The 18,420-nt window shown below is 68.0% G+C and carries 18 protein-coding genes; 8 read left to right on the top strand and 10 right to left on the bottom strand.

All coding sequences use genetic code 11. The features are described 5' to 3' along the window. Positions 1–13: 13 nt before the first annotated feature. Complete coding sequence (locus tag AC1DFU_RS26680; RefSeq protein WP_092293384.1) at positions 14–928, bottom strand: SDR family NAD(P)-dependent oxidoreductase; 915 nt, start codon at positions 926–928, stop codon at positions 14–16. A 148-nt stretch (positions 929–1,076) separates the two neighbouring features. On the opposite strand from AC1DFU_RS26680, the gene AC1DFU_RS26675 reads away from it, so the two are divergent. Continuing rightward, the gene (locus AC1DFU_RS26675) at positions 1,077–1,979 is read left to right on the top strand and encodes a LysR substrate-binding domain-containing protein (RefSeq protein WP_144197788.1); all 903 of its coding nucleotides are present in this window, start codon (positions 1,077–1,079) and stop codon (positions 1,977–1,979) included. 33 nt (positions 1,980–2,012) lie between these two features. Here AC1DFU_RS26675 and AC1DFU_RS26670 read toward each other — a convergent pair whose 3' ends face one another. After that, entirely contained in the window at positions 2,013–3,041 is a 1,029-nt protein-coding gene (locus AC1DFU_RS26670) for a tripartite tricarboxylate transporter substrate-binding protein (RefSeq protein ID WP_092293386.1), read from the bottom strand. A 287-nt stretch (positions 3,042–3,328) separates the two neighbouring features. On the opposite strand from AC1DFU_RS26670, the gene AC1DFU_RS26665 reads away from it, so the two are divergent. The 3 genes from AC1DFU_RS26665 to AC1DFU_RS26655 are packed head-to-tail and all read left to right on the top strand — an operon-like array spanning position 3,329 to position 6,780. After that, positions 3,329–4,498: an acyl-CoA dehydrogenase family protein gene (locus AC1DFU_RS26665; RefSeq protein WP_092293388.1), complete on the top strand. Its 1,170-nt coding sequence runs from the start codon at positions 3,329–3,331 to the stop codon at positions 4,496–4,498. A gap of 16 nt (positions 4,499–4,514) precedes the next feature. Continuing rightward, complete coding sequence (locus tag AC1DFU_RS26660) at positions 4,515–5,897, top strand: MmgE/PrpD family protein (RefSeq protein ID WP_441593670.1); 1,383 nt, start codon at positions 4,515–4,517, stop codon at positions 5,895–5,897. A 19-nt stretch (positions 5,898–5,916) separates the two neighbouring features. Further along, positions 5,917–6,780, top strand: coding sequence for an HTD2 family dehydratase (locus tag AC1DFU_RS26655; RefSeq protein ID WP_092293392.1), 864 nt, complete (start codon positions 5,917–5,919; stop codon positions 6,778–6,780). 10 nt (positions 6,781–6,790) lie between these two features. Here the strand turns inward: AC1DFU_RS26655 and AC1DFU_RS26650 are convergent, their stop codons facing one another. The 5 genes from AC1DFU_RS26650 to AC1DFU_RS26630 form a co-directional block, all read right to left on the bottom strand. Further along, positions 6,791–8,215 carry a DUF1996 domain-containing protein gene (locus AC1DFU_RS26650; RefSeq protein ID WP_441593669.1) on the bottom strand — a complete coding sequence of 475 codons (1,425 nt, stop codon included), beginning with the start codon at positions 8,213–8,215 and terminating at the stop codon, positions 6,791–6,793. A gap of 137 nt (positions 8,216–8,352) precedes the next feature. Further along, positions 8,353–9,531 carry a thiolase gene (locus AC1DFU_RS26645; protein ID WP_092293396.1) on the bottom strand — a complete coding sequence of 393 codons (1,179 nt, stop codon included), beginning with the start codon at positions 9,529–9,531 and terminating at the stop codon, positions 8,353–8,355. Positions 9,532–9,534: 3 nt separating this feature from the next. Then, entirely contained in the window at positions 9,535–9,942 is a 408-nt protein-coding gene (locus tag AC1DFU_RS26640; RefSeq protein WP_092293398.1) for a Zn-ribbon domain-containing OB-fold protein, read from the bottom strand. Positions 9,943–9,961: 19 nt separating this feature from the next. Beyond that, positions 9,962–11,506, bottom strand: coding sequence for an acetolactate synthase large subunit (locus AC1DFU_RS26635; protein WP_092293400.1), 1,545 nt, complete (start codon positions 11,504–11,506; stop codon positions 9,962–9,964). Positions 11,507–11,581: 75 nt separating this feature from the next. After that, entirely contained in the window at positions 11,582–12,334 is a 753-nt protein-coding gene (locus AC1DFU_RS26630) for a GntR family transcriptional regulator (protein WP_092293402.1), read from the bottom strand. 240 nt (positions 12,335–12,574) lie between these two features. Here AC1DFU_RS26630 and AC1DFU_RS26625 point away from each other — a divergent pair, with 240 nt between their 5' ends. Next, on the top strand, positions 12,575–13,072 hold the full coding sequence (locus tag AC1DFU_RS26625; protein WP_092293404.1) for an acyl-CoA thioesterase: 498 nt from the start codon (positions 12,575–12,577) through the stop codon (positions 13,070–13,072). Between the two features lie 24 nt (positions 13,073–13,096). On the opposite strand, the gene AC1DFU_RS26620 is transcribed toward AC1DFU_RS26625, so the two are convergent. The 3 genes from AC1DFU_RS26620 to AC1DFU_RS26610 form a co-directional block, all read right to left on the bottom strand. Then, the gene (locus AC1DFU_RS26620) at positions 13,097–14,521 is read right to left on the bottom strand and encodes a sensor histidine kinase (protein ID WP_441593668.1); all 1,425 of its coding nucleotides are present in this window, start codon (positions 14,519–14,521) and stop codon (positions 13,097–13,099) included. Positions 14,522–14,750: 229 nt separating this feature from the next. After that, on the bottom strand, positions 14,751–14,954 hold the full coding sequence (locus tag AC1DFU_RS26615) for a CsbD family protein (protein WP_092293408.1): 204 nt from the start codon (positions 14,952–14,954) through the stop codon (positions 14,751–14,753). Between the two features lie 33 nt (positions 14,955–14,987). Beyond that, positions 14,988–15,560, bottom strand: a complete 573-nt coding sequence (locus tag AC1DFU_RS26610) for a hypothetical protein (RefSeq protein ID WP_092294329.1) — start codon at positions 15,558–15,560, stop codon at positions 14,988–14,990. A 278-nt stretch (positions 15,561–15,838) separates the two neighbouring features. Here AC1DFU_RS26610 and AC1DFU_RS26605 point away from each other — a divergent pair, with 278 nt between their 5' ends. The 3 genes from AC1DFU_RS26605 (at position 15,839) to AC1DFU_RS26595 (ending at position 18,418) form a co-directional block, all read left to right on the top strand. Next, positions 15,839–16,357, top strand: a complete 519-nt coding sequence (locus tag AC1DFU_RS26605; RefSeq protein WP_441593667.1) for a sigma-70 family RNA polymerase sigma factor — start codon at positions 15,839–15,841, stop codon at positions 16,355–16,357. After that, entirely contained in the window at positions 16,354–17,145 is a 792-nt protein-coding gene (locus AC1DFU_RS26600) for an anti-sigma factor family protein (RefSeq protein ID WP_441593666.1), read from the top strand. The genes AC1DFU_RS26605 and AC1DFU_RS26600 overlap by 4 nt, the downstream gene beginning before the upstream one ends. Positions 17,146–17,281: 136 nt before the next feature. Beyond that, complete coding sequence (locus AC1DFU_RS26595; protein WP_092293414.1) at positions 17,282–18,418, top strand: FAD-dependent monooxygenase; 1,137 nt, start codon at positions 17,282–17,284, stop codon at positions 18,416–18,418. The last annotated feature ends 2 nt before the right edge of the window (positions 18,419–18,420 follow it).

Raw genomic sequence — 18,420 nt, 5'->3', positions numbered from 1 at the left:
GGCTTGGCGTGGATCAGATCGGATCCCAGTTGATCACGTCGGGCGAGCGATCGAGCGCGAAGAAGCTGCTGCGCATGGCCGGCATGGCGATCTCCGCCACGGTCTCCGGCGTCCAGCCCTCGCTGGTATGCACCGAGCGCACCGGGCGCGGCTGGCTCATCAGCATGATCTCGTTGGCGCGTACGGCGAAGATCTGGGCGTTGACCTCGTGCGCGGCGTCGCTGGCCAGGAACACGGCCACGGGCGAGATCTTGCCCGCCTCCATCTTCTGCAGCCGCGCCACGCGCGCCTTCTCCTCCGGCGTCTCGGACGGAATCGAGCTGGTCATGCGGCTCCAGGCGAATGGCGCGATGCAGTTCGAACGCACGTTGAAGCGCGCCATATCCAGCGCGATGGATTTCGAGAGCGCCGCGATGCCCAGCTTCGCCGCCGAATAGTTGGCCTGGCCGAGGTTGCCGATCAGGCCCGAGGTCGACGTCATATGAACGAACGCGCCGCTCTCCTGGTCCTTGAAGTAGTTGGCCGCCGCGCGGCTGACATAGAACGTGCCGTTCAGGTGCACGTCGATGACCGAGCGCCATTCCTCCTCGTTCATCTTGAAGAACATGCGATCGCGCAGGTTGCCGGCGTTGTTGACGACCGCGTCGATGCGGCCAAAGTGGTCCAGCGCGCATTGCACGATGGCATTGGCCGAACTCCAGCCAGACACGCTGTCGGTGTTGGCCACGGCCTCGCCGCCCGCCGCGCGGATCTCCGCCGCCACGCGCTCGGCCGGGCCGGCGTCGCCGCCCTCGCCGGTCATGCTCACGCCCAGGTCGTTCGCCACCACCTTGGCGCCGGCCGCCGCCATGCCGAGGGCAATCCCACGCCCGATGCCGCCACCCGCGCCCGTCACCACCACCACCTTGCCTGCCATCAAACCGCTCATCGTCTCGCTCCTGTTCTGCGCACTGGCGCGCCATTGCCGCCGCACCGGGGAACATCCCCGTTTTATTGCGGCGCAAGATACGATAGATTGTCGGCGCTGACTTTGGAATTCACAAATCACAAAAGTGGCCTTTGGCACGAACGAAACCATGCACTACGATTTGACCGACCTGCGCCTCTTCCTCAATGTGGGGGAGACCGAGAACCTGACGCGGGCGGCCGAACGCAGCTTCCTGTCCCTGCCTGCCGCCAGCACGCGCATCAAGCAGCTGGAGGAGGCGTTCCAGACCCAGTTGCTGATCCGCCAGGTGAAAGGCGTGCGCCTGACACCGGCCGGCGACGCCCTGCTGCGCCACGCGCGGGAGGTGTTCCGCGAGCTGGAGTGCATGCATTCCGACTTGCGGCCCTATGCCAAGGGCGTGAAGGGGCGGGTCCGGCTGCTGGCCAACACCACGGCCACCAACTCCTTCCTGGCCACGGCGCTGTCGCGCTTCCTGTCCGAGAACCCCGATGTCGATGTCGAGCTGGAGGAGCACCTGTCCGCCGAAATCGTCTCGGCCATCGGCGCGGGCGCGGCCGACCTGGGCATCGTGGCCGGCGAGGTGGCCACGCAGGACCTGGACGCGATGCAGCTCTGCAGCGACGAACTGATCGTGATCGCCCCGGTCAACCATCCGCTGCCGGCGTTCAAGACGCTGCATTTCGCCGATCTGCTCGATAGCTGCCGCTTCGTCGGGCTGAACCAGTTCTCGGCGATCCAGTCCTTCCTGGACCGGATTGCCAATGGCATGGGCAAGCGCATCAGCCTGCGGATCCAGGTGGGCAGCTTCGACGCGGTGTGCCGGATGGTGGAAGCCGGCGCCGGCATCGCCATCGTGCCGAACAGTTGCGCGCGCCGCTACGCCAGCCGCAAGGTGCTGCGCTTTATCCGGCTGGAGGACGACTGGGCGCGCCGCGAGCTGCGGCTCGTGCGCCGGCCCGGGCGCGAACTGCCCCAGTTCGCCGAAACGCTGATCCAGTATCTGGTGGAGGCGGCGCGGGAGCCGGTCTAGCCGGTCTCCCGCCGCCCCGGGGTCAGCGGGCCGTCAGTCCGCCTTCACCCCGGCTTCCTTGATGATCGGCGACCATTTGTCGATCTCCGCCGCCAGCCAGGTGCGCAGCCCCTCAGGCGTCTGCTTGTCCGCCGGCACGATCACCGCGCCGAGTTCCTGGAGCCGCGCCGCCACCGCCGGGTCCTTCAGCGAGGCGCGCAGCGCGCCGTTGAGCTTGTCGATCACCGCCGGCGGCGTGCCCTTGGGCGCGTAGATGCCGTGCCAGACCTTGACTTCGAAGCCCTTCAGCCCGCCCTCGCGCAGCGTGGGGGTATTCGGCAGCGCGGGAATCCGCTCCGCCGTGGTCACGCCGTACAGCTTCACCTTCTCCGCCTTGATATGCGGCAGCGTCTGCGTGGTCTGGTCGCAGAGCACATCCACCTGACCGCCCAGCAGCGCGGTCAGCGCCGGCGCGGTGCCCTGGTACGGAATCGTCTGCAATTCCACGCCGATGGCCTTCTGGAACAGCATGCCGCATAGCTGCGACACGGCGCCCAGCCCGGCGTTCGCCAGGTTCACCTTGTTCTGGTTCTGCTTGATATAGGTAATCAGCTCCGGCAGCGTGTTGGCCGGCAGGTCGTGCCGGCCCAGCAGCGTCATCGGCACGTCCGCCACCTGGCCGACGAAGCTGAAGTCCGTCAGCGGCTTGTACGACAGCTTGGAGTACAGCGCCGGCGCCGTGGCCATGCCGTTGTGATGGATCAGGATCGTGTAGCCGTCCGGCGCGGCCTTGGCCACGTAGGCGGCGGACACCGTGCCGCCCGCCCCGAGGCGGTTTTCCACCACCACGGTCTGGCCCAGCGACTTGGACATCGCCGCCGCCACCGAGCGCGCCACCACGTCCGTGGGGCCGCCCGCCGCGAATGGCACGACCATGGTGATGGGCTTGGCCGGATACGGATCTGCCGCGTGGCTGCGTCCCGGCAGGGTCAGGGCCACGGCGGCGGCCATGCCAAGTGCCGCCCACAGCACGTTTCGGCAATGATGGGCGATCACGGCGGTCTTCGGCCTGGATGATTTCATACAGCGTCTCCTGGGTGCGCGTGTTCCACGCGTCTGGTTTGAGAATCGATGGCCGCAGCGTGGAAGCAATCGCCGCGCGGCACAATTCCGATTTGCCGAAGGCGGAGCACGGCGCCCGTGAAGTGCAAGGGTTCCCCCTAATGGGTCCCTGCCCCCCCCCGGACCGGCCGGGCCAGATTTCCCAAACCCCCTGGCCCCGCCCCAAAGCCTCGCTTCGGCAAATCCGAATGTCCCCGGCGTGGCCCCTCGGGAATAATGGCCACACTTCGACACGGACCGACATTGCCATGCTTCCCGAACAGGACCAAGACCAGATTTACCCGGAAATCCGCGAAGCCGTGCGCGACCTCTGCGCGGGTTTCGACTCCGCCTACTGGCAGCGGGTGGAGGAACAGAACGCGTTTCCGGAGACCTTCGTCCAGGCGCTGACGCAGGCCGGCTGGCTCTCCGCGCTGATTCCCGAAGCCTACGGCGGCTCCGGCCTGCCGCTGACGGCGGCGTCGGTGATCATGGAGGAGATCAACCGCAGCGGCGGCAACTCGGGCGCCTGCCACGGCCAGATGTACGTGATGGGCTGCCTGCTGCGCCATGGCTCCGAGGCCCAGAAGCAGCGCTGGCTGCCGGCCATCGCCTCCGGCGAGCTGCGCATGCAGTCGATGGCCGTGACCGAGCCGACCACCGGCACGGACACCACCAAGCTCAAGACCACCGCCGTGCGCCAGGGCGACAAATACATCGTCAACGGCCAGAAGGTGTGGATTTCGCGCGTGCAGCACTCGGACCTGATGCTGCTGCTGGCCCGCACCACGCCGCTGGATCAGGTGAAGAAGAAGTCGGAGGGCCTGTCCGTGTTCGTGGTGGACCTGCGCGAGGCCATCGGCAAGGGCCTGACCGTCCAGCCGATCCGCAACATGGTCAACCACGAGACCAACGAGCTGTTCTTCGACAACCTGGAGATCCCCGCCGAGAACCTGATCGGCGAGGAAGGCCGTGGGCTCAAGTACATCCTCGACGGCCTGAACGCCGAGCGCATCCTGATTGCCGCCGAGTGCATCGGCGACGGCTACTGGTTCGTCGAGCGCGCCAGCAGCTATGCGCGCGAACGCATCGTCTTCGACCGCCCCATCGGCCAGAACCAGGGCGTGCAGTTCCCCATCGCCCGTTCGTTCGTCAACGTGGAGGCGGCCAGCCTGATGCGCTACAAGGCCGCCCAGCTGTTCGACGCCGGCAAGCCGTGCGGCAAGGAGGCCAATATCGCCAAGCTGCTGGCCGCCGATGCCTCGTGGGAGGCCGCCAACGTCTGCCTGCAGACCCACGGCGGTTTCGGCTTCGCCGCCGAGTACGACATCGAGCGCAAGTTCCGCGAGACGCGCCTGTACCAGGTGGCGCCGATCTCGACCAACCTGATCCTGTCCTACGTGGCCGAACACGTGCTGGACCTGCCCCGTTCCTACTGAGATTGCCGAGATTCCCATGTCCGACCAAGCCGCACCGCAATACCCGACGCGCCAGCTTTGCGACTTCCTGGCCCGCCTGACGCTCGACGACGTCCCCGCGCCGGTCATCGAGCGCACCAAGGACCTGTTTCTCGACTGGATGGCATCGGCCATCGCCGGCAAGGACGCGCCCGCCGTGCGCCGCATCCAGGAATTCGCCGCCGCGATGGGGCCGCAGGGCGGCGACGCCGAGGTCTTTGTCGACCGGCGCCGCACCTCGCCCTACTTCGCCGCGCTGATCAACGGCGCCTCGTCCCACGTGGTGGAACAGGATGATGTGCATAACGGCTCGGTGCTGCATCCGGCCGCCGTGGTGTTCCCGGCCGTGGTGGCCGCCGCGCAGGCCGAGGGCAAGACCGGCGCCGAGGTGCTGCTGGCCAGCATCGCCGGCTACGAGGCCGGCATCCGCATCGGCGAATTCATGGGCCGCTCGCACTACCGGGTGTTCCACACCACCGGCACGGTCGGCACGCTGGCGGCTGCGGCGGCGGTGGCCAAGCTGTTTGGCCTGGATGCGGAAGGCATCAACCAGGCGCTCGGCACCGCCGGCACGCAGGCCGCCGGCCTGTGGGAATTCCTGCGCGACGCCGCCGACTCCAAGCAACTGCACACGGCCAAGGCCGCCGCCGATGGGCTCCAGTCGGCCTGGCTCGCCCGCGCGGGCTTTACCGGCGCCCGGCAGATCCTCGAAGGGGCGCAGGGCATGGCTGCCGGCATGTCGAGCGATGCCAACCCCGCCGCGCTGACCGATGGCCTGGGCACGCGCTGGGCCACGGCAGAGACCTCGTTCAAGTTCTTCGCCTCGTGCCGCCATACGCACCCCGCCGCCGACGCGCTCAAGGCGCTGATGCAGCGCGATGGCCTGCGCGCCAGCGACATCGCCGCCGTCACCGCCCATGTACACCAGGGCGCCATCGACGTGCTCGGCCCGGTGGTGGACCCGCGCACCATTCATCAGGCCAAGTTCTCGATGGGCACCGTGCTCGGGCTGGTAGCCTGGTATGCCCACGCCGGGCTGGGTGAATTCGAGGAGCACGCGCTGCGCGACGCCGAGGTGGCCGCGTTCCGCGACAAGGTCACCATGGAGCTGGACGACGAGATCAACGCCGCCTATCCGCGCCAGTGGATTGGCCGCGTGACCGTGCGCACCAACGATGGCCGCACGCTAGGCGCCCGCGTGGACGTACCCAAGGGTGATCCGGACAACACGCTGTCGCGCCCCGAGCTGGAGGCCAAGGCAATCCAGCTCGGCGCGTTCCGGCACGGCGCCACGGAAGCCGAGATGCGCACGATCATCGCGCGCGTCTGGCAACTCGAACAGGCGGCCGACGTGCGCGACTGGCTGCCGTTCGCCCGCTGACAGGAAGGAATCCAATCCCATGACCCAGACCCCCACGCTCGAACAACTGCGCGAATGGATCGGCCGCTCGGAGACGCGCACCGAGACCCTCGCGCCCGAACCAGTCCTCGCGCTGGCCGCCACGCTGGACCTCGATGGCGAAGCCGTCGCCAGCCAGCCCCTGCCGCCGCTATGGCACTGGCTCTACTTCCTGCCGCGCGCCCCGCAACGCGACCTCGGCGCCGATGGCCATCCCGCGCTGGGCGGCTTCCTGCCGCCCGTGCCGCTGCCGCGCCGCATGTGGGCCGGCGGCGAACTGACGTTCACGCGCGGCCTGCGCGTGGGCGACACGGTGACCAAGACCTCCACCATCACCGATGTGCAGCACAAGTCCGGCCGCACCGGCGAACTCTGGTTCGTGACGGTGGACCACGTGCTGACCGTGGACGGCGAGACCGCGCTGACCGAGCGGCACGACATCGTCTATCGCGCCATGCCCGAGCGCGGCACCCCCCAGCCGCCGCGCCCACGCCTGCCCCACACGGCGCAGTTCGGCCGCACGCTGCAGGCCGATCCGGTCATGCTGTTCCGCTTCTCGGCGCTCACGTTCAACGGGCACCGCATCCACTACGACCTGGACTACGTGCGTGACGTGGAAGGCTATCCCGGGCTGATCGTCCACGGCCCCCTGCAGGCCATGCTGATGCTGGAACTGCTGCGGCACGCCCGGCCTGAGGCACGGGTGGCGCGCTTCGGCTTCCGTGGCGTGGCGCCGCTGTTCCATCAGGACACGGTGAGCGTAGGCGGGCAGGACGACCCGGAGCGCGATGGCCGGGTCATCCTGTGGACCGGCGACGATGCCGGCGGCCAGGCCATGCAGGCCTGGGCCGAGGTGGCGCGCTGAGCCAGGGCGCTCAGAGCGGATTCAACGCATAGAGGTACAGGATGGCGCCGTTCGCGCCTTCCTTGCTGTCGAACTTGAAGCCGTTGCCGGACGGGTTCCCACGGATGCAGAACGAAATGGTGTCGTGGCCGCCGGCAATGGCCGTCTTGACCAGATCCGTGACGTTGAAGTACCGGTACGCCTTGGCCGTATCCAGGTACAGCGTAGCGGATGGCCCGCCGCAGGTCGGCGCGTTATGGTTGTTGATATGGTCCTCGTGCCAGTTGGTCGCCGTGCTCTGCGCACTGATGATGGCCGTGGCATCCACGCCGCCGCCCCAGATCATCAGCCGGTACTCCGGCGTGAACTCGGGCGGGATCTCCACGGCGCCCTTCGGAATCGGCATCATGATGTAGATCTTCGATTCCGGCTCGCTGCCGACCGCACGCTGGGTAAGCAGCGATGCCTCCTGCCCGAAGTTATCGTTCGCGGTCTCGCCGCCACGGACGGTGGCGTCCGCGGTAGGCCGGGTGAACGCATAGGCCACGGTGCGGGAGCAGGAACGGCTGAGGTTCAGGCAGTATTCGACGATGTACCGCATCGCGTCTTCGGTCCAGCCATTGAAGAAATCGGCATGGGCCGTGTAGATCGAGCCCCAGTTCAGGCTCTCCACATTCCCGTTCTTGTCCAGCGTCGGGTCCATCGAGAGCTGCGCGTCCGTCAGATCCCTCACATCACCAATCTGGTAGGCGAGATTGAAGCTCAGGTGCGGCAGCGGCACGGGGTAGTCCGTCGGGCAGACCCCGTCGGCATTGGCATAGGCGATGTTGTTCCGGCCGCTTCGGAACGGATGCAGGTGCACCCCGTCCCAGCAGTTCGGAAACGCCAGCGCGATATTCAGCTGGACGTTGCCATTCGCGTCCGGCACGCAATCGTTCGGCGGCGTACGGGTGTAGCCCTTCTTCGATCCCGTGCAGAGGAAGTTGACCGCCACGCTGGGCCCCGTGCCACGGTGATCGCCGGCCAGCATCTGCAGCCCGGGCGGAATCACCGTGACCCGCCGGTGCGTGTTCGCCGGGAAGGCCCGGTTCTGGTAGTAGGTCTTCTGGTACTGGGGCGCCACCACGCGCCCATCCGGCAGCTTCAGCGAAGGCGCCCAGTAGGACGTGTTGTCCGCCGCGTTCTCGCAGGTGGAACTGTGCTCCGTGTACAGGTCTTCCGCCGTGGTGTTACCAGTGGTGGTGGTATGGCCGAAGAAGTCATGCGACATCGCGATCCCCGGCTTGCCGGGGTAGATGATCGGATCGTCCGGTAGCCGGTGCGAGTACGTGCAGCTGACGTTGGCGGCCCCCTCGCCAATCGCCTCGCCGCGCGCACTTGGGGCGCCGAACCACACGGCGGCCAGCAACACGCCGCCGCAGAGCACCGCGATCGAGTAATACAGGCGACTTTTCATGATGGAATCTCCCTCGCTGTGTGGATGCGAAGGATGTTCCCGCCATGGTCCCGACGGGACAATGGACGATGATGGGTCATCCCTCACCGCGCGCCGGGAGTCCCCCGCGCGGGTGAGGGAGGCGGGTCAGAGCGGAATCAGAGCGCCGCCGCCGTGCCCAGCAGCGCGGTGGACTGGCTGGACAAGGTCCCGCCATTGCCGTGCACGAGCGCGATCTCCGCCCCCGCCACCTGCCGTTCGCCGCACTCGCCGCGCAGCTGCCGCACCGCCTCGATGGTGATGAACATGCCGTACATGCCCGGATGCACGCATGACAGGCCGCCACCGTTGGTGTTCACCGGCAGCCGCCCGCCCGGGGCGATGGCCCCGCCGCTGACGAACGCCCCGCCCTCGCCCTTGGCGCAGAAGCCCAGGTCCTCGAGGAACAGGATCGTGTTGATCGTGAAGGCGTCATAGAGTTCGAGCACGTCCACGTCGGACGGTTTGAGCCCCGCCATCGCGAAGGCCCGGGCGCCGCTTTCCTGCGCCGCCGTCACCGTCACGTCCGGCATCGACGAAATCTGCCGGTGCCAGGTGGCCGTGGCGTTGCCGAGCACGTACACCGGCGGCTTGGCCAGCGACTTCGCGCGGTCGGCCCGCACCATCACGTAAGCGCCGGCGCCATCGGTCACCAGGCAGCAGTCGCGCACCGAGAGCGGGTCGGACACCATGCGGGCGCCCAGCACGTCCTCGATGGAGAGCGGGTCGCGCATCATCGCCTCGGGGTTCATCCGCGCCCACTGGCGCGCCGCCACGGCCACCTCGGCCAGCTGCGTGCGCGTGGTGCCGTACTGGTGCATGTGCCGCGCGGCGGCCAGCGCGTAGGAGGTGATCGGCGCCAGCGGCTGGTAGGGGTTCTCGTACGGCTGCGGGTCCAGCACGGCGCGCACCTTGCCGATGCCTGCCCGGCCCACCGTGGAGGTGCGCTGGTTGCTGCCGTAGCAGACCAGCACGGCGTCGCAGAGGCCGGCTTCCAGCGCCATCATCGCGGGCAGCATGTGCGAGACGAAGCTCGAGCCGCCGATCATCGTGCTGTCGACGAACTTCGGCTGGATGCCGAGGTACTCCGCCACCGGCATGACCCACATGGTGGCGCCGACGCTGGCCGTGGCGATGCCGTCGATGTCGCGCATCGACAGGCCGGCATCCTTGACGGCCGCCTTGGCCGCCTCCACGAGGATTTCCATCTCGGTCTTGCCATGGGCCTCGCCGAGGCCGGCCTGGCCCACGCCGACAATGGCCACGCCGCCGCGCAGGTGCGATCCGTTGCTTGCCATGGTTCAGCCCTCCCCAACCAGATCGAACACGACCAGCGCCGGTTCGGTATCGCTCTTTGCCGGCGCCACACGCGCCTTGACGCGCATGCCGATGCGCACCTCGGCCGGGGCGATGCCCTCGACCCGGCTCATCATCCGCACGCCTTCGTCCAGGTCCACCAGCACCACGTTGTAGTCGCCGCCCGCGTCGGGCTTGCGGCGCACCACGCTGGTCGAGTAGACCGTGCCGGTGCCGGCGGGGGTGGTCCAGGCCAGCGCATCACCGCCGCAGTGCGGGCAGATATTGCGCGGATAGAAGACATGGCGATGGCAGCCCCCGCAAAGCTGGATGCGGAACTGGCCGGCGGCCAGCGCCTCGGCGTACTGCTTGTCCGGACCGGGATCGGTCACGGCAGGAATGGATTGCGGCATGGGGTCTCCGGAAGGCGGGTCAGATCACCAGTTCGATCAGGAACGGGCCCTTGCGCTGGTTGGCCATCGCGAAGAGATCGGCAAAGGTTTCCATGTTGTCCGCGCGCGCGGCCTCCACGCCCATGCCGTTGGCCATCTTGACCCAGTCCAGGTCCGGATTGCCGAGGTCGAGCATGTCGAGCGCGGTCTTGCCCGGGTTGGCGCCCACACCGGCCAGCTCACCCAGCAGGATCGCGTACTTGCGGTTGGCCAGCAGCACGATGGTGACGTCGAGCTTCTCGCGCGCCATGGTCCACAGCGATTGCAGCGTGTACATGCCCGAGCCATCGGCCTGCAGGGCCACCACGCGGCGGTCCGGTGCGGCGATGGCGGCGCCGGTGGCCAGCGGCAGGCCGGCGCCGATCGCACCGCCCGTCAGTTGCAGCCAGTCGTGCGGGGCGGCGTGCACGGTGCCCGGATAGAAGGCGCGGCCGAAGCTCACGCTCTCCTCCACCACCACGGCCTGCTCCGGCAGCAGCGCGGCCAGCGTCTGCGCCACGGCCTCGGAGGTCACGGCGCCCTTGGCGGTCTCGCGCGGCACCTGGGTGGCGGCAGCCGGCAGCGCGGCGTTGCGGGCGCCCAGTTCGTCGGCCAGCCGGGCCAGCGCCTCGGCCAGGTCTTCCTCGGCACGGGCCAGCACATGGATATTGGCGTCCTCGGGGTACGGGCGCGGCGACTGGCCCGGGTAGGCGAAGAACGTCACCGGCGCCGGCGCACCCACCAGGATCACGTTGCGGATGCCGGCGAGCTTGGCGCGCGCGACATCGCCCGAATACGGAATCCGGTCGACGGCCAGCCGGCCCCGGCCACGCGTGACGCGGGCGTTGGACATCGGCGTGATCAGGCGCGCGTCCGTGGCGGCGGCGATGCGGTGCGCATCGGCCAGCGCGGCTTCGCGCAGCGCGCTGCCGGCCAGCACGATCAGCGTGGGCTGGCCGCTGCGCAGCACGCGCGCGGCGTTCTGCACGGCGTCCGGGGAAACCTTGGGCACCGGCAGCGCCGGCAGCGGCGCGGCCACCTGGCCGCCGGCATCCCAGCACACGTCTGACGGCAGGATCAGGCTGGCGACACCACCCGGCGCGCCGCGCGCAGCCTGCACCGCCACGGCGGCGTCAGCCCCTACCGAGGCGGCACGGGTGGCCGTGCGCGTCCACACGGACACCGGGCGCGCCCAGCCTTCGGTATCGGCGGTCAGCGGCGCGTCGAGCGGCCGGTGGTAGGTCGCCTGATCGCCAATGATGTTGACGATGGGCGTCTGCGCGCGCCGTGCGTTATGGAGATTCGCCAGCCCATTGGCGAGGCCCGGGCCGCAGTGCAGCAGCGTGGCGGCCGGCTTGTCGGCCATGCGGGCGTAGCCGTCAGCGGCGCCGGTCACCACCCCCTCGAACAAACCCAGCACGCAGCGCATGCCGGGAATGCGGTCCAGCGCGGCCACGAAATGCATCTCGCTGGTGCCGGGGTTGGCGAAGCAGGTATCCACGCCGCAGGCCAGCAGCGTCTTGACCAGGCTTTCCGCGCCGTTCATCGGGGATTGGGTCGTCTCCATGTCTCGGGTTCCGTTCGGGTTATTTGTTGAGTGGGATCTGAATAATGTGCGGCATCAACCACGTGATGCCAGCAAGTCGAAATCTAGGCAGACGAATTCCGTCGGGAACTCGATGCGCGCGTAGTACACGATCACGTCGTCCACGCAGGCGAAGCGGCGCAACTCCGCCACCGGCGCGCCGACTGGCAGCTCCAGCGCCTTGGCGGCGTCGCCGCCGGCCGCCACGATGGACAGCCGCTGGCGCGCCGCCGAAACCTGGAGGCCGGGAAAGCGGTCCAGCACCGGCACCGAGGCGCCCTGGCGGAATGCCTCGGGCTCGCGCGCGAACACGGCTGCTTCTATATAGACCTCGCCCACGGCGAACGGCCGGCCGTCCAGCCGATGGGCGCGATGCAGGAAGTGATAGGCGGCGGCGCGGCGGGCGTCGCACGGCATGCCGAGGTCATCCGGCAGCGGCACGTCGGCGGTGGATTCGACGATGGCCTCGGTGGACAGGCGGTCGCCCACGGCCACGGCCTGATCCCAACTGGTCGGCAGCGCCAGCGGGCGACGGTCACGCCCTGCCGCCTTGACGAAGGTGCCCCGCCCGCGCGAGCGCGCGACCAGCCCTTCGGCATCCAACTGGGAGATGGCGTGGTGCATGGTCATGCGCGCGACGCCGTATTCGCGACACAGCGCCTCGAGTGACGGAATCTGCTCACCGGGCCGCCATGCGCCGCTCTCGATCTGCCGGCGGAAGATCGTGGCGAGCTGGAGATAGACCGGCTCGCGGCTGCGGGAGAGAAGTTGGGCGGCGGCGTCGGACATGCGCGGCGCGAGATGCGCACTAATAAGATAGGGCGACTTTATAAAAGTCTAGTTGGCTAGACTACTAGGGTTTACGGCAAACCCCTTCCTCTCTCCCTTATCTGGCGCCGCTCTCGCGTGTGTTTACCCCTCCACGTCCGCCCATGGCCGGTGACAAAGCCCCGCAGAATGCCTCCATGCCCCGCGCGACGCCGGGGCGGGCGTGGCTGCCGCTTTGCAGCCATCTAAAGGAGTCATTCCATGTTGATGCGAGACGTGATCCCGCAAGTGCTGAACCGCGGTACGGCCCTGCTTGGCCAGGACGTACTGGAGACCCCGCCTCAAAAGACCTTCCACCATGCGATCGACATCTATCTCAAGGATTCGAATGCGTTCATGAACACTTACTTCGCCCGGTACTTCGAATGGCAGGGCATCTGCCGCGAGCGCTGGTTCCACGAGTGCATCCACGGCAACCTGCTGGCCGCCGGCGGCGTGTTCGTGACCAAGCGCGCCCACCAGGAGTACGTGGAGGAAACCTTCCCGTTCCAGCGCGTGGACTGCTACCTGAACACCTTCCAGGTGCGCCAGTGCTCGGCCTACCTGCTGTTCCGCTTCTGCGTGGAGGGGCGGCCGGTGTCGCTGGGCTACCAGCAGATCGTGTTCGCGGACCGGGACAAGCGCATCACGCGCTTCCCGAAGGAAATCATCGACAAGGTGAAGGAATACGAGCTGGTGCTGCCGCCGCTGACTAACTGATGGGTCGCGCGCCGTCGGGCTGGTTCAGCCGGTGGCGCGCGTGGGGAAGGGGCTGTCCGGCTCCACCGTGGCGTGGAAGCACGGCAGCCGCAGCGTGAAGGTGGTGTGCACGCCCGGCACGGACTCACAGTCGATGCGGCCGCCAAACGCCTCGGCCACGCGACGGCAGAAGGCCAGCCCGAGGCCGTTGCCGCTCCCGTGCGCCTTGGTCGAGAAGAACGGGTCGAAGATACGCGGCAGCACATCGGCGGGAATGCCCGAACCCGTATCGCGGCAGCGCAGCAGGTAGAAGCCGCCCTCGGCCGCGCCCGAGATCTCGATCCCGCCCTCGCCCTGCGCCCGCACGGCGTAGAGGCCGTTCTTCAGCAGATTGAACAGCACGTAGACCAGCAGCGTGTCCGAGCCGACGAAGCGCCAGCCGGCCGGCATCGGCGCCAGGTGCACGCGCTCGCGCTCGCCGGGCTGGAACGGGTAGCGCGCCAGCGCCGCCTCCACGCAGGCCGCCAGCCCGTGCGGGGCAAAGCTGCGTCGATCCACACGCTCCAGCGTGACGGAGGCCAGCGCCATGTCGATGACCGTGCTGGTGCCATCCACCTCGCGCGTGATGCCCTCCACCACCGTGCCCATGCGCTCGAGCTGCCCCGGCCGCAGGCGGTCTTCGATCAGCCCGTGCGCCACGGCAAGCCGGTAGCCCTCGATGACCTGCGGGAAGGTCCGCGCCATCTCCTGCGCCTGCATGCGGATGGTGGCCAGCGGCGTGCGCACCTCGTGCGCCACGGTGGCCGCCAACGAGTACGGATGCATGAGGTTGTAGCGCACCACGGTCACGGCGAGGATGCCCAGGCTCAGCGCGATGCACACCACGCCCGGCGGATAGAACGCGTAGCCGTAGTTGACCGCGTAGTCGACCGCAGCCAGCGAATAGAGGCCCAGGCTTACCAGACAGAGATTGAAGCGGCGGCGGCGCTCCACGGTGGCATTGGCGCGCGCCACCCAGAGCAGCCATGCGCACCGGCACGCCAGCACCGCGGTCTGCGCCACATGCAGCGGATGCAGCGGCCCGGCCTTCGGATAATCGCCAAAAAACAGGGTGTAGTAGCCGGACACCACCTGGCTCGTGGTCAGCAGCAGCACGGCGAGGATCAGGCTCAGGCCGTATGAGGCCAGCACGGCGGGCCGCTCGCGGCGGCACTCGGTGACCTCGCAAATGAACTGGTAGAAGGTGGTCGGCAGGAACAGGATGAACAGGTAGCCGACCTTGGCGAGCACCACCGCCACGTCCGGGTGCGTGGCCTGGAACAGGAACGCCCAGGTGCCCTGCCACGCGAAAGTGGTCACGCACATCAGGAAGAACGCCGCCGACACGCGTGTCACGCCCTGGGTCACGAGCACATAGAGCCCATACCCAAGGAAGATCGCGGAAACGAAGGCGGGAAGGATCGCGTACATGCACAGCCGCGATGCGCGCGGCGCAGCAGGAGGGACCGCCATGGTACGGCGTGCGTGATCTGTCCGCACTAAAATTGGCTGTATTCAGACCTAAGCCGCGCTGAATTCGCAACGGTTACGGCCCTGCCCCACCGAAGGGGAATGGTGCTCCGTGGGGAAACAAAAACGGCGGGACTGATCGTCCCGCCGTGCGGAATGCCTGCCGGCATCGCTGCCGGCCCGTGCTGGATTACCAGCGCGTGTCGCGTTCCCAGGCCTTCAGTTCTTCCTCGGTGCGCTCCTTGGTGTAGCCATAGCGCTCCTGGATGCGGCCAGCGAGCTGGTCCCGCTTACCGTTGATGACCGTGAGGTCGTCGTCGGTGAGCTGGCCCCACTTCTCCTTGACCTTGCCCTTGGCCTGTTCCCACTTGCCTTCGATCTGGTCCCAATTCATGTACCACTCCTGTTGGCTATCCGACGGATTGGATTACTTGGCGTACTTGGCCTTCACGTTGGCCTGGCACTTGTCCTTGGCATCGCCGGACATCGCATCGCACTTTTCCTTGTCAGCCTTGTAGGCGGCGTCCACGGTGTCCTTCTTGGCGTCGGCGCGGGCTTCGGCCACATCGGTGCTGGTGCCCGTGGCGGCGGCCTTCTCAGTCTTGGCCGGGGCCAGGTTACGTTCGTGCGTGGCCTTGGCTTCCTTCACGCACACGTCCTTGTCGTTACCCTTCTTGTCGTCGCACATTTCCTTGGCGACGTCATAGTCACGGTCGGCCTTGGTCTTCATGGCCTTGGCGTGGGCTTTCTCGGTGCCGTCGCGCTTGGCTTCGGCGTTGGCCTTGGCCACGTCACGGTCACGCTTGGCTTCGGCCTTGCAGACGTCCTTGGCGTTGGCCTTGAGGCCATCGCACTTGCTGCTGGCCGCCTTGTAGTCCGCATCCGCCTGCTTCGTGGCGGCGTCGTAGTCGGCTTTGGAGCCGGCCTGGGCGTAGGCGACGCCTGCCGGGGCGGCGAACATCATCGAACACATTGCTGCGGCAAGCCACTTTTTGGTCATCATGTCGTGCTCCTTTTCTTGGTGGATCCTTTGGACGGAACCCTGTTCTAGCCACACGCTGCATCACACTCGCTGCGTCATGGCCACGCTGTACTTGCAGGTTACGTTTCCCCACCAGATCGAAGCAGAAGACCGCTGCTGAAATGTACGTAAGACAATTCCGACACTTCACATTTTTATTCAGTGGCGATGGAATAAAGTCGGGCATGGCGGGAATAAGCGCCCATGCCGTTCGTCTTACGCTGCAAGCGGTACAAGAACTTTTCCGGACACTCGCCATGAGCCAGACCTTGACCGACGACGCCCTGCGCGAAGTCATTCCGCGCCTGCGTCGCTTCGCCCTCACGCTGACCCGGCAGGAGGCGAGCGCCGACGACCTGGTGCAGGCGTGCCTGGAGCGCGCGCTGTCGCGCGGCGCCGCCCGCCACCACGACGGCGACCTGCGCGCATGGTTGTTCACAATCCTGTACCGCCAGTTCCTCGACGGCCAGCGCCGCGCCAAGCGCTACGCCGGCGTGCTGGCGCTGTTCGGCGTGGGTGACGATGCCGACATGGCGCCCTCCACCGAGGACGTGGTGCTGGCCCGCTCCGCGCTGCAAGCCTTCAACCACCTGCCGGCCGAGCAGCGTGCGCTGCTCACGCTGATCACCGTGGAGGGCCTGACCTACCAGGAAGCCGCCGATACGCTGGGCGTGGCCATCGGCACCATCATGTCCAGGCTGTCGCGCGCCCGCAAAGCCATGCGCGACATGACCGAAGGCCAACCCGCCCGTCCCACCGTCCAGGTCCTGAAATGACCATCCACAAGACGACCCAACACTCCCTGATGCCCGCCGACGCCGAACTCCACGCCTATGTGGATGGCGAACTCGACACTGCGCGCCGCGCCCAGATCGACGCGCTGCTGCCCACGCACCCGGACCTCGCCCGCCAGATCGACGCCATCCGGGCCGCCGCCCAGCAACTGCGCGCGAGCCTGCCGGAGCCCTCCCCGGCGGACACCCCGGCGCGGCTCGACCCCTTCCGCATCCGCCGCACCCTGCGCGACCGCGCGCAGCGCCGCATGGCCGTGGCCGCCTCGCTGGTGATGGCGCTCGGCATCGGCGGCGTGGGCGGCTGGCAGACCCGCGAACTCGCCATGCGCCAGAACTATCTGCCGATGGCCGACGCCGTGCAGGCCTACCGCATGTTCGCGGCCAGCGAGGGGCCGCAGGTGGTGGATGTGAGCGCGACCGATCCGCGCGCGCTCCAGTCCTGGCTCGACCGTCACTTCGTCCAGCCCGCCCCGCTGCCCGATTTCACCCAGTACGGCTTCCGGCCCGCCGGCGGGCGGCTGATGCCGACCGAGCAGGGCACGGCGGCGATGGTCCTGTACCGCAACGAGCAGGGCCAGACCATCGTCTATTACGTACGGCCGCCGGGCAACCTGCTGCGCTTCGGCAACGGCAACCGGCAGGACGGCAACCTGCTGGCGCAGTACTGGCGGCAGGGCCGCTACTCCTATGCGGTGGTCAGCCCCACCGATACGCCGGTGACGCGCACGCTTCAGCAGGCGATCGAACCGTCACGCCGCGATGCCACCTAAATAGATAGCTCGATTCCCCGCTTGACGGGGCGCGCCATGCTCAATATTCTTTTTATGAACTTTCCGTTCATATTTGAACATTTCATTGAGCAACCGGCCGACGCGTAACGCATCGGCCACAAGACGGAGCGCCCCCATGGTTTCAGGAAAGATCGGCATCAACGGTGCCGGCATTGGCGGACTGGCCGCCGCCATTGCCCTGCGCAAGCTCGGCATGGATGTCGTGGTCTACGAGCAGGCGGCGCGGTTCGCACGTGTCGGCGCGGACATCAATCTCACGCCGAACGCGGTGCGCGCGCTGGACGGCCTGGGCGTGGGCGCCGCGCTGCGCGAAACGGCGGCCCGGCCCACGCACCGCATCAGCCGCACCTGGGACACCGGCGCGGAAACCTCCCGCCTCGCCATGTCGGACGAAGCCGAGCAGCGCTACGGTGCGCCGCAGCTCACCATGCACCGGGGCGACCTGATGGCCGCGCTGGAAGCCGCCGTGCCGGGCGCCTGCGTGCGGCTGGCGCACAAGGCCACCCACATCACGCCGAAGGACGGCGGGCGCGGCGCCACGCTGCGCTTCGCCAACGGCAATACCGAGGAGGTGGACGTGCTGATCGGCGCCGATGGCATCCACTCGATCGTCCGCACGGCCCTGCTGGGCGAGGAACACCCGATCTTCACCGGCGTGGTGGCCTACCGCGCCGTGGTGCCGGCGGAGAAGCTGGCCGGCGTGCCGAACCTCGGCGCCTTCACCAAGTGGTGGGGGCCCGAGCCGACCAGCCAGATCGTGACCTTCCCGCTCAATCGTGGCCGCGAGATCTTCGTGTTCGCCACTGTGGCGCAGGACAGCTGGCGCAACGAGTCCTGGACCACGCCGGGCCGGGTCGAGGACCTGCGCGCCGCCTACGCCGGCTTCCATCCCGATGCCCGCGCGCTGCTCGACGCCTGCGACGACGTGCTGATCTCCGCGCTGTACGTGCGCGACCCGCTGCCGTCCTGGTCGACCGGCCATATCGCGCTGATGGGCGATGCCTGCCATCCGATGATGCCGTTCATGGCGCAGGGCGCCGGCATGGCCATCGAGGACGGCGTGGTGCTGGCGCGCTGCCTGGCCGAGGCCAGCGACGACACCATCCCCGAGGCGCTGGCGCGCTACCAGGCGGCCCGCCATGACCGCACCAGCCGCATCCAGATCGGCTCGCGCGGCAACGAGTGGCTCAAGGCCGGCGGCAATGCGGACTGGGTGTACGATTACAACGCCTGGAACGTGGCGCTCGGCTGATC

The sequence above is a fragment of the Cupriavidus sp. 10L45 genome (assembly GCF_056395225.1).
The sequence above is the reverse complement of the archived record's forward strand: the minus strand, read 5'-3'. Positions and strand labels throughout refer to the sequence as shown.